Source organism: Alienimonas chondri (genome assembly GCF_013036045.1).
GTDB lineage: Bacteria > Planctomycetota > Planctomycetia > Planctomycetales > Planctomycetaceae > Alienimonas > Alienimonas chondri.
The window spans coordinates 1-11,652 of record NZ_WTPX01000143.1 but is presented as its reverse complement, the minus strand read 5'-3'; the positions used below and the strand labels follow the sequence as shown (position 1 = coordinate 11,652).

At 65.5% G+C, this 11,652-nt stretch carries 7 protein-coding genes; 4 read left to right on the top strand and 3 right to left on the bottom strand.

The window, feature by feature from the left end:
* Window positions 1-209: 209 nt before the first annotated feature.
* The 4 genes from LzC2_RS17195 to LzC2_RS17180 are packed head-to-tail and all read left to right on the top strand — an operon-like array spanning window position 210 to window position 5,520.
* Window positions 210-2,255 (top strand): PrkA family serine protein kinase, encoded by a 2,046-nt coding sequence (locus LzC2_RS17195; protein WP_171189256.1) that lies wholly within the window; start codon window positions 210-212, stop codon window positions 2,253-2,255.
* A gap of 48 nt (window positions 2,256-2,303) precedes the next feature.
* Window positions 2,304-3,416, top strand: a complete 1,113-nt coding sequence (locus tag LzC2_RS17190; protein WP_171189255.1) for a DUF444 family protein — start codon at window positions 2,304-2,306, stop codon at window positions 3,414-3,416.
* Window position 3,417: 1 nt separating this feature from the next.
* On the top strand, window positions 3,418-4,980 hold the full coding sequence (locus tag LzC2_RS17185; protein WP_171189254.1) for a SpoVR family protein: 1,563 nt from the start codon (window positions 3,418-3,420) through the stop codon (window positions 4,978-4,980).
* Window positions 4,981-5,013: 33 nt separating this feature from the next.
* Complete coding sequence (locus tag LzC2_RS17180; RefSeq protein ID WP_171189253.1) at window positions 5,014-5,520, top strand: hypothetical protein; 507 nt, start codon at window positions 5,014-5,016, stop codon at window positions 5,518-5,520.
* 15 nt (window positions 5,521-5,535) lie between these two features.
* Here the strand turns inward: LzC2_RS17180 and LzC2_RS17175 are convergent, their stop codons facing one another.
* The 3 genes from LzC2_RS17175 to LzC2_RS17165 all read right to left on the bottom strand — a co-directional run bounded on the left by LzC2_RS17175 (window position 5,536) and on the right by LzC2_RS17165 (window position 11,516).
* Window positions 5,536-6,111 carry a diacylglycerol kinase gene (locus tag LzC2_RS17175; RefSeq protein ID WP_171189252.1) on the bottom strand — a complete coding sequence of 192 codons (576 nt, stop codon included), beginning with the start codon at window positions 6,109-6,111 and terminating at the stop codon, window positions 5,536-5,538.
* Between the two features lie 68 nt (window positions 6,112-6,179).
* Entirely contained in the window at window positions 6,180-9,719 is a 3,540-nt protein-coding gene (locus tag LzC2_RS17170; RefSeq protein WP_171189251.1) for an LPS-assembly protein LptD, read from the bottom strand.
* Between the two features lie 120 nt (window positions 9,720-9,839).
* Window positions 9,840-11,516, bottom strand: a complete 1,677-nt coding sequence (locus LzC2_RS17165; protein ID WP_171189250.1) for a hypothetical protein — start codon at window positions 11,514-11,516, stop codon at window positions 9,840-9,842.
* Window positions 11,517-11,652: the final 136 nt, after the last annotated feature.

Sequence of the window (11,652 nt, the reverse complement as noted above, 5' to 3'; positions counted from 1 at the left end):
GGCAAATCCCACCGCCGCCCGCTCCCGGCCGATCCGCCCGCAATCGGCCGGCCCCGCCCCCGAGTTCGGAACCACGGAGCGACCTTATGGCCGACACGATGACCGCCGCAGACACCGCCGCCCCCGCGGCGAACGCGTCCGATCGACTGGCCCCTGAACGATTGGCCCCCGATCAGACCGCCGGTCCCGTTCCGATCCGCGGAACGGAGATGCTGGCCAAACTCGCGGCGGAGCAATCCGTCGATGCCTATCGACAGGTGCATTGGCAAGGCTCGTTCGCGGACTATCTCGATCTCGTTCGAGAGAACCCCGGCGTCGCCCGCACCGCCTATCAGCGGCTGTACGACATGGTCGTCAGCTACGGCACCTACCCGGTCGGGGACGAGAAGCAGGGGCTGATTCGCTATCGCTTCTTCGACGATCCCGACACCGGCGGCCGCAACGCGATCTTCGGCCTGACCCGCACCCTGACGGACTTCGTCAACACGCTGAAGTCCGCGGCCCTCGGCTACGGCACGGAGCGTCGGGTCATCTTGCTGCACGGCCCCGTCGGCAGCAGTAAATCGACGATCGCCGCGCTGCTGAAGAAGGGACTCGAACGCTACAGCCACACCGACGACGGGGCGCTGTATACCTTCGGCTGGAAGGAGAAAGACCCGGAGACCGGAGAGACCCGCATCCAGTGGGATCCGATGCATTCCGAGCCGCTGCAGCTCATCCCGCAGGCCCAGCGGGACGCGGTTTGCGAGATGCTGAACGCCGGCCAACCGGAGGAGGCGCACCAGGTTTCGATCACCGGGGAGGTCTGCCCGCTGAGCCGGTTCCTCTTCCGCGAGCGCCTCGCCGAGGCCGACGGCGACTGGACCAAGGCGCTCGAAGGCGTCGTTGTGCGACGCCTGACGCTGTCCGAAGCCGATCGCGTGGGCATCGGCACGTTCCAGCCGAAGGACGAGAAGAACCAGGACAGCACGGAACTAACCGGCGACATTAACTTCCGCAAGATCGCCGAGTACGGCAGCGAGTCCGACCCCCGCGCGTTCAATTTCGACGGAGAATTTAACGTCGCCAATCGCGGCATGATTGAATTCATCGAGGTCTTAAAGCTCGACGTGGCGTTCCTGTACGACCTGTTGGGCGCCTCCCAGGAACACAAGATCAAGCCGAAGAAGTTCGCGCAGACCGATATCGACACCGTCATCATCGGCCACACGAACGAGCCGGAGTTCAAAAAGCTCCAAAGCAATGAGTTCATGGAGGCGCTGCGGGACCGCACGATCAAGATCGACGTCCCCTACGTCACCCGCCTCAAGGAAGAGGTCAAGATCTATGAAAAGGATTACAACGGCCGCAGGGTGAAGGGCAAACATATCGCCCCGCACACCCTGGAGGTCGCCGCGATGTGGGCGCTGCTGACGCGGCTCGAACAGCCGAACAACGCGGGCCTCACGCTGCTGCAGAAGCTCAAGCTGTACAACGGCAAAACGCTGCCGGGGTTCACCTCGGACAACGTCGTACAGTTGCGGCGGGAATCGAAGCACGAGGGCCTGCACGGCATCTCCCCCCGCTACGTGCAGGACAAGATCAGCAACGCGCTGGTCATCAATGCGGAGAGCAGCAGTCTCAACCCGTTCATGGTCCTCCGGGAGTTGGAGGAAGGGCTGAAGCACCACAGCCTGATCCCCGACGACGAGGCCCGGGAGCACTACCGACACCTCATCAGCGTGGTGAAGGAGGAATATACGGACGTCGTCAAGAACGAAGTCCAACGGGCGATCGCCGCCGACGAAGAAGCCCTCACCCGGCTGTGCGGCAATTACATCGACAACGTCAAAGCGTATACCCAGCGGGAGAAGGTCAAGAACAAGTTCACCGGCGAGGAGGAACAGCCGGACGAACGTCTGATGCGGTCGATCGAGGAGCGAATCGATATCCCCGAAGCGCGCAAGGACGATTTCCGGCGGGAGATCATGAATTACATCGGCGCCCTCGCCCTCGACGGCAAACGCTTCGATTACCGCACCAACGAGCGCCTGCAGAAGGCGCTGGAAATGAAGCTGTTCGAGGACCAGAAGGACAGCATCAAGCTGTCCTCCATCGTCTCGAACACCGTGGACGAAGCGACCCAAGAGAAAATCGACGTGGTCAAAGCCCGGCTCATCCGAGACTTCGGTTACGACGACGAGAGCGCCACGGACGTCCTCCAATACGTCGCCAGCATCTTCGCCCGCGGCGACGCCAAGGGGGACGACCACTAATCTCCCGTCGCTCCGTTTCTTCCCTCGCCCTGACCCAATGCTCGTCCCTTGTCCCGCGCCATCGACCGCGATTCGCAGCGCTTCAAAAAGATCGTCCGGGGCAAAATCCGCGGCGACCTGAAGAAATACGTGACCCAGGGGGAAATGCTCGGTCGGAAGGGGCGGGAGACGGTCTCCATCCCCGTCCCGAATATTCAGATCCCCCATTTCCGCCACGGCAAAAAGGGCAGCGGCGGCGTCGGGCAGGGAGAGGGCGAGGACGGCCAGCCGATCGGTCGCGGCGGCCGCCCCGGCGACGGCGACGGTCCCGGCACAGCGGGGAACGAACCGGGGCGCCATATCCGCGAGGTGGAAGTCTCGCTGGAAGAACTGGCGGAGATGCTTGGCGAGGCGCTCGAGCTACCGAATATCGAACCCAAGGGCCGCGACGAAATCAGCGCCACGAAGGACCGCTACAACAGCGTTCGCCGCACCGGCCCGGACAGCCTCCGGCACGTCAAACGCACCTATAAGCGAGCGCTCAAGCGGAGCATCGCCGCGGGGGAGTTCGATCCGAAGAACCCCGTCGTGATTCCCGTCCGCGACGACGAAGAATACCGCAGCTGGACGACTCGTCCGGAGCCGCAGGCGAACGCCGCGGTGATCTATATGATGGACGTCTCCGGCAGCATGACGGAGGAGCAAAAGGGGATCGTCCGAACCGAGGCGTTTTGGATCGACACCTGGCTCAAGAAACAATATGGCGGCTTGCAACGCCGCTACATCGTGCACGACGCCGTCGCTCATGAGGTCGACGAAGACACCTTCTATCGCACCCGGGAGAGCGGCGGCACCCGCATCAGCAGCGCCTACGCCGCCTGCGAAAAAATTATCGCCCGGGACTTTCCCCCGTCCGAATGGAACGTCTACGCCTTTCAATTCTCCGACGGCGACAACTGGGGCGAAGACAACGCGGATTGCCTTGCCAAACTGACCGACGACATCCTCCCGGACTGCAACCTGTTCTGCTACGGGCAGGTCGAGAGCCCCTACGGCAGCGGCGATTATCTCCGCGAACTCAGGCGCGTCGAGGGGGAGCACGATCGCCTGATCCTCAGCGAGATCGAGAACCGCGAAGCGATCTTCGACTCGATTAAAGACTTCCTCGGGACGGGGCGCTGACATGCCGTTCTCCACCCACCGCCCGCTGCCGAAGGAGATCCGCAAGCTGCAGGACTCCATCGAAGCGAAGGCCGCCGAATACGGGCTCGATTTCTTCGACACCGTCTTCGAAATGGTCGACTACGATGAAATGAGCATGCTCGCCGCGTACGGCGGGTTTCCGGTCCGCTATCCGCACTGGCGATTCGGGGCGGAATACGACGAGATGATGAAGTCGTATTCCTACGGCCTCTCGAAAATATACGAGATGGTCATCAATACCGACCCCTGCTACGCCTATCTGCTCACGGCGAACGAGCTGGCGGATCAGAAGCTCGTCATCGCGCACGTCTACGGGCACTGCGATTTCTTCAAGCAGAACGCCTGGTTCTCCAAAACGAACCGACGGATGCTCGATCAGATGGCGAACCACGCCGCACGGATCAATCGCTACGTCGACCGATTTGGATATGAGGAAGTCGAAAAGTTCGTCGACCGTTGCCTGAGCATTGAGGATCTCATCGATCCGCACCTGCCGTTCGCCACACCGCGGGAAGAGGTCGCCCGGCATGCGGAGGAGGAGCGCAAACGGCACGAGACTGCCCCCCCGGCGGACCGGTTCGAGGCGAAGAGTTATATGGACGAGTTCGTCAATCCGCGCGAGACGCTGGAGAAACAGGACCGCGAGCGGAAGGAGCGGGACGAGTCCGCCCGCGACTCCCGCAAGTTCCCCGAACGTCCCGAGCGGGACGTCTTACTGTTCCTGCTGGATCATGCCCCGCTGAAGGACTGGCAGCACGACGTCCTGTCGATCATCCGGGACGAAGCCTATTACTACTTCCCGCAGGGCCAGACGAAGATCATGAACGAAGGATGGGCCAGCTATTGGCACACCACGATCATGACGCAATTCGCCCTCGATCCGTCCGAGGTGGTGACCTACGCCGACCATCACAGCGGCACGATGGCGACCAGCCCCCAGCGACTGAATCCTTACAAGCTGGGGATCGAATTGTTCCGCGACATCGAGGAGCGCTGGAACAAAGGTCAGTACGGCTCGGACTGGGAAACGTGCGACGACCGCGGCGCGAAAGAAAATTGGGATCTCGAACTCGGGGAAGGCCGCGAGAAGATCTTCGAGGTCCGCCGCGTGCACAACGACATCACCTTTATCGAAGAATTCCTCACGCCGGAGTTCTGCGCGAAGCACAAGATGTTCAGTTTCGCCTACAACGACTCCACGGACTACTACGAAATCGCCTCCCGCGAGTTTCAGAAAATCAAGAAGCAGTTATTAACCAGCCTGACGAATCACGGTCGGCCGGTGATTCGCGTGCTGGACGGCAACTACCGCAACCGCGGCGAGCTTCTGCTGGGGCACGACTGGGGCGGCGTCGAACTGCGGCAGGACTGGGCGAAAGCGACGCTCTCGAATCTGTCTGAGCTGTGGGGTCGCCCGGTGAATCTGGAGACCACCGTCGATGACGAACCCGCGGTCATGTTCTGCGACCGCGACGAGTTCGACGTGACCCCGAAGAATCCCCGCGCCCGTCGACGTCGCCCGGATGCGATGCGATTCGGCTGATCGACCTTTGTAACCGCCTCGCGGGAAGCCCTCATGAGTTCCGCCACGCTGCCGCAGCAGATCGATTCGCAACTCGCCCGGTTGTTGGCCGGGGGATCCGGCGGGACCACGGGGGGGACGTTGCTGCTGACCGCGGACGACGGCGTCACGGTCGACGCGCACCTCGCCGCGGTGGAGACGCTGGGCGTGGCGCTGTCGCACCTGTCGCTGGACGTGCCGTCGTTGGCGGGAGCCTCGCAGGCGACGCTGGAGCAATGGGGCCGCGATCTGTGTGCGAGGATCACGTATTTACTGGAGGGACTCGGTCCTCTGGAGTTCGACCCGCAAAGCGACGAACTGTTGATACGCAGCGTGCCGCCGACGCGCGACGCCGGGGCGACGAGTTATTTTGAAGTCATGTTGAGCGCGGCCGGCGCCGGCGCCTTCACGCTGGCCCGCTATCGCACGGAACCGGGCGTGTCGCGGACGCAGGAGGACGTTCCGCTGACCAGGGAGGTCTTAAAACGGCTGGTACGGGACGCCGTGGAAACGATCCCTTAACGTCCCTGCGGGCGCTCACCCGCCCAACGCTTGGACGACCGCGGGGGTGAAGACGGCGACCAGCGCCGCGGCGGCGCCGCAGGCCGCGACGGCGACGGCGGCCGAACAGAGCCGCACCGCACCGGTCACCTGGGCGGTCAGCTCGGAATCCGCCTCTTCATCGCGAACCACCGCCGCGGCGAGCGCGGCGATGACTTGGCCGAACAACTCCGCCGCCATCGCCCCGGAGAGGGCGAGAAAGATCACGCACCAGCGAGACGTATTCAATTCGAACACCACCCCGGCGGCGATCGCTAACGTCAGCACGAAGACATGCCCGGCGAGCACGCCGTCGCGTCGGAATCCGAGGACCAACCCGCGTTCGGCCTCGACGAGCCGTTGCCGCCACGTCGCCCGACGGCGGACGCCTTGCAGCTTCCGCACCGCCGCGATCCGGCGCCCCAGTAAACGCCCCGGCCGGCCGGAGGTCGGTGGAAGGGAGACGTCGGAGACGGCGACGCGTTCAGAACTCGTCGGAAGTGCGGCGAGCCGTGGACCGGGGGCGTCGTCCGCATCCGGTTCGGGGCGGGGCGGGGCGGCGAGAACGGTCAAGCGGCGGCCTTCCGAAGGCGGGAGAACAGGTCGGTTCGCATCCGCATCGGCGGACGGGTCCGGGCGCATCACAGATCCGGCTGCGGCCCGAGCAGTCCGCTTAAAGCGCTCGACGCTAACCTCGGCTCGATCTGGAAGATAATGCCGGTATCGCCGCGAGCGTTATTATAGCGAAGGCCCAACGAAACGTTAAACTCCGTCCCGATCCGCGTGAGCGTGAGGGTCTCCGCGGCGTTCCGGGAATCATCCGCGTCCACGAACGCCGACGCGGTCGTCGCCCACTTCGGCCCCATGCGATAGCTGTAGCTGCCGACGAGGGCCGTAGAGTCAATATTCGATCCCTCGACGTGTCGGACGCCGGCGTACAGGCTACCGCGGCGCGTCCGCTGCGTCAGGAAACCGACGTTCCATTCCTGCGGGGCGCCCTCGAAGGAGTCATACATGGACGACGCGAGGAACCGCGTGCGATCGCCGACGTTCCATGTGTAATCCGCCGAGACGAGACCGAACGTCTCCCCGAAGTTGTCTCGGTCGGCATTGGGGAAGAGGGAGGCGGCGAGATCCAGCGACATCCAGTCCTTAATGCGTTCGAACCCGGGGGCGCCGACTTTCGTCTGCAGGCGTTGCCGAGCCGCAAGCCGCAGGACGTTCTGGTCCTCGAGCAGTTCCCAGACCGGGCTGGAGACGGTCGTGCCCACGCCGGTGCGGATGCCGTAAAAACGCGGGTCGAGTTCGCGCGGAACCTGCGTGCCGGGCGGCAGATCCAGAATCGATCGCGGGATGCGAGCCCGATACTGCTGCTGAGCGTCGTCGTCCAGCGAGTTGTATTGGGCGAACTCAGTAAACGGTTCCGTCGTGCGGGTGGCGCGGTACTCCGCTTCGAGACGGACCTTGTGCGCCAGTCCGTTTACGCCGAGCGTCCGGCTATGGATATCCCGCCAGACCTGGGAGAACGGCAACGCCGCCCGCACGCCGGCGCTGCCTGCGAATCGCACGGCGCTGCTGCCGTCCAGGCCTTCCTCCTGCGCCGCTCCTTCGCCCATCACGAAGGGGGTGATATTCAACGGTCCCGTCCAGAACGGGGCGGAGAATTCGTGCCGGGTCAGCGCCACGCCGCCGCTTCTGTTCGGCGTGTAATCCACGTTCGTGAATAGCGGATTGATCGTATAGCCGAGGCCTTCCGGGTAGGACGCCGGGTCCAGATCGCCGTAACCGACGCTGCTGTGCTGCGAATACGTCACGGCGCCGTTCAGCAGCGGCTCGCCGAGGCCGTAGAGATCGAGTTTCGGATACCAGCCGGTATCGGTCACGAAGTCGTTGGTGCGAACCTGCCCCAGGGCCTCCCATGCCCAGTTCGAGAACCCGTAGTTCTCGAAGGAACTGGTGGCGTAAATCAGGGTGCTCTCGTCGGGTTGGGTGTCCCAGTCGTTCTCCCACCACGATTCGAGCACGTTAATATCGCTGCGTTTCCCGACCTTCGCGATTACTCGACCGCGGCCGGAGAGGAAGTCGGACGGCAGAATCTGTTGATGCTGCCAGAAGAACCGATAGCGGCCGTTCTGCGTCGGTTCGATATCGCGGCGAAAAATCCCGAGCCGATCCAGACCGTCGTCATGCACGAACCAGGCGATGCCCTCGCCGGCCCCGTTGCCCGGCATGCCGAACAGGTTGCGATCGCTATACGACCCCCGCAGACCGGCGGCGATCGCGGGCCGGGAATAAACCCCGGTCAACAGATCGAGGTTCACGCCCGACGGCTGATCGATCCCGAACAGCACGAACGGGTCGTACGTCACCTCCAGACCGTTCCCCAGCTGGTTGTTATTCACATAGCGGATATTGCGGATCGGGATCTGCGGATCTTCGGCCGGCGCGGCGAGATAGGGAATCGACGGCGAGGAGACGTCGCCGGTCGTGGGCGAATTGAAGATCAAACGGTTGTCGTAACTCCGGATCCAATTCCGCTTCGTGGTGGCTTCGCCGGTCGCGGGGTTCACGACGCGTTCCGCCCCCGCGCGGGGAGCGTCGTCGTAGCGGGGTTCGAGGAATAATTCACGGCTCTGCAGGCGATAGCCGGGGAAGCCGAACTCGCTGGTGGTGGTCCAGGCGTTTCTCGCGCGGAAGTTGTCCTCCGCAAGCTGCCGTAGTTCGCGGGCGCGGACGCGGACCTTGCCTTCCGTGCGGTTCGGCCCCACGCCTGCCACCGTGGTGGATAGTTCCGCATCCAGCAGCAAACCGCGGTCGGCACGAATGTCGTAGACGGCCCGCTGCGCGTGGATGACGTTTCGACCCTGCCGAATCTCGATGTTGCCTTCGAGATAGACCGTCAGCGGGAAGTCCGCCGGCTGCACGGAGGCCTGGTTCGGTACGACCCCCGCCCCGCCGACTGACGAACGGGTCCAGACGACGGCGTTCTCCGCCGCGAGGCTGATCTGATCGGTCGGCTCGCCCGGCAGCGGATCGCCGAAGCCGCCGGGGGCGTCGATCCCATCGACGATCAACCGGATGCCGCCCGTGACCACTGTGACCTGCTCCGCCGGTAACACGTCGTCGTTCTCGAACGATCGAACCGACGGGGGCACCGCGGTGCGGGGCAACATTTGGATGCGTCGCACGCCGCTGTCGCCGCCGACCGGACGGCCGTCGCCGAGGTCGTTGGAAGGTTCTTCCTCCGGCGGATCGGGGGTGAGGAGATTCACGCCGGACCCGGCCTGCGGGCTGCGGAGCGAACTATCCGGCGGCACCAGACGGGTGGTGCGATTCAGGCCGCCGCTGTACTTCCGAGCCTCGACGGCGCGCGTCAGCAGCGGATCGGGCGTCGTGGGTTCGCCGACGGTTTCGTTAACGGCGTCCACCGTTAGCGACGACGGCGCCAGTTCAAGCACGATCGACGGCTTGGACTCCGTGCGCCCCGGCTGGGTCAGCCGAACGTCGTCGTTCAGGTAGATCGTGACGAGCTCGCCGGAGCCGGTCGGGTTCGGGCGCCGCCACAACACGCCTTCGCGGGCGGTGACGGTCGCGTCGCCCTGCGTGAGCGTCACGTCGCCGCGGAGCAACGAGATCTTCTCCAGCGCCGCCGCCATGTTCCTCGCGCCGGGACCGGTTTGGCCGGTGTCCGGCTGCCAGGTTCGCACGCGCAGCGCGGAGACGGTCAGCCCCTTCACGACCGGCTCGGTTTCGCCGTCGAAATCGGCGTCGGTGGGGGGCTCGGCGTCCTGAGGGACCGGCGCCGCTGTGCTGAACGGATTGAGCAGATCGAGCAGCGGCCGCGGTCGCGGGGCCGGGATCGGCAGCCCCGGCAGCCCTTGCAAACGGGGCGCGGCCGTCGGAATCGGCTGCGGCGGCCGACCGAGCCGGCGGAAGGGGTCCCCGAACAGCGGGACCGGCGACGGAGCCGCGACGGCGGGCGGCGGAGCGGGCGTGCCCGGGGGGCCGTCCAGCACTCCGAGATCCGCCGGCGGAGCGGGCGGCGGGCCGGGGTCGAACAGCGGGGCTGGGGCGTTCTGTCCCCACGCGGTTCCGCACACGCACAGGCTCAACGCCGCCGCGACCGGAGCGATCCGGGCGGCGTCGGCAAGACTCAATCGGCGGCGGGCGGGGGCCGGCAAGGGCGAAGCCGTTCGTCCGTATTCGGTGAACCAATCACCGCGCAAGCCCGCACGAACGTGCGGACCGGGTGCGGCAGCGATTGGGGAACCGGGGGTGCTAGCCCGCCCGGCCGCGGGCGGTCAACGGGAAGTCGCCCGAAGCGCCGACGATTTCTCTTCGCCCCCGAACGACCCAACTCCCGACCCCGGTTCGGGTTCCGTCATCGCGTGCTGTCCCCGTCGCACCAGCCCGCACGCCCCCGCCGCGGTCAGCACGGCGATCGCGGGCACGACCGCGCCCCGCATCCGGGCGTTCGACCAGTACACCGCATGCACCGCCGTCAGCGACAGGAGCAGCAGCAGAACCGGCCGCCAAGCCGCCCAGTTCTCGCTCCGCCACGCCCGCACGGTTCCCCACGCGGCCAGCAGGAACACGGCGACGTTCCACCCGCCCACTGCCCACCACAGCACTTTGGGCACCCCGTCCGCCGCCGGTCCGATCGGCACGGGACTCCAGAGTCGACTGATCCGCAGCGGCACGGCTTGGGCGAAGCCCAGCGGGTCGGCCTTGATCGCTTCGATCGCCCGATCGCGGTGCCAGCGGTCGCGGCGGGTTTCGTCCGCGGCGGTCCGGAAGTCGCCAGGTCCCCACTCCACCAGTAGGTCATCTCCCTCAAGCCAAGTAAGACGCAATGAGTCCGCGTCCATCATTCTGCGATCCATTTCCATCGCTCGGAATAAACTTACAGGAACCTCACGAGGTGCTCCTTCCCAGCCCTCTTTTGGCGGGAACCAATAACCACGCCCCCATCTGACGAAGGAGCCAAATCCAACGTCAGTCTCATAGTTGGAGCGAGTTCGTTGTTGCCATCGAAGGAGACTCTCCCCGTCCCACACCGCCCCTGCCGGACTGCGGACGACCTCCTCGTAGAACACTGCGTTGTTCGCCAAGTGCAGCGTGTAACCGCCGTGGGTCGTCATCACGATCGGCTTGTCGAACACGAACTGATTGCGAACCGCCCACGGCCCGACCGTCAACACGACTCCCAGCGCCCCGGCCGCGATTCGCCCCCAACCGTGCAGCCAGCCGGCCCGGCCGCGGAGGCGATCCCACGCCCACGCCAGCGCCCACAGCCCGCCGAACGCCCAGATCGTCGGTCGGCACAGCGCGCTCAGGCCGAAAAGTATCCCAATCAGCAGCGGAACAATGAGCCCCCATGAGCCCCGGCCGTCAGGGTGGCGGCCGCTCTCGATCGTGCGATCAACTTTCGAACTTCTGTTCTTCGAACCCAGGTGAGCGGCCCCTCCCTGACGGTCGGGGCTCGGTCGGGTCCGCGGCGGTGCGCAGATCAAGCACAGCAGCGCGACCGTCAGCAGGGCCGCGGTCACCTCGGTCATCGGCCGCGGCGTGTACCGCAGCAGGATCGGGTCGCAGGCGACCACGGTTCCGGCGATCGCGGCGCCGATCCAACCGAGCCTCAGCAGCCCGGCCAACCGAACCGTCAGCGCCGCCGTCGCCGTTCCGGCGGCGATGTGAAAGAGCACGATCGCCGCGCCCGCGTTCCCCAGTGCCGCGTAGATCAGGGGAACCAACGGCGGGCGAAAGGCCGTGGGCACGTTCGTCTCCGGCGAAACGTAGCCGGCGCCGTCGAGCAGGTTCTCCGCCAGACCGCGGTACATGTCGACGTCGTCGTTCACCTCCGCTCCCCACCGCCACGCCGCGACGCTCCGCAGAACGCAGGCGAGCAGCGCCACGCCCCCGAAGACCGCCCACGCCGGCGAACGTCGGGCCGCGGCAGGAAAGAGAGGGGGCGACATCCGGGGATCGGTCCGGTGGCGGGGCGGGCGAATCGCTTTAGAGTAACCCGCCCGCCGCGTCCCGCCCGCTCGCACACATCCTCGACACCGACCCCGCCGATTCCCCGCCGGATCGTTCCGCGGCATCGGAGCGCCC

Bases quoted from the DNA above. Each gene is read 5' to 3' on its own strand.
- LzC2_RS17180 (WP_171189253.1), top strand. From the start codon at position 5,014: ATGAGTTCCGCCACGCTGCCGCAGCAGATCGATTCGCAACTCGCCCGG.
- LzC2_RS17165 (WP_171189250.1), bottom strand. From the start codon at position 11,516: ATGTCGCCCCCTCTCTTTCCTGCCGCGGCCCGACGTTCGCCGGCGTGG.
- LzC2_RS17195 (WP_171189256.1), top strand. From the start codon at position 210: ATGCTGGCCAAACTCGCGGCGGAGCAATCCGTCGATGCCTATCGACAG.
- LzC2_RS17185 (WP_171189254.1), top strand. From the start codon at position 3,418: ATGCCGTTCTCCACCCACCGCCCGCTGCCGAAGGAGATCCGCAAGCTG.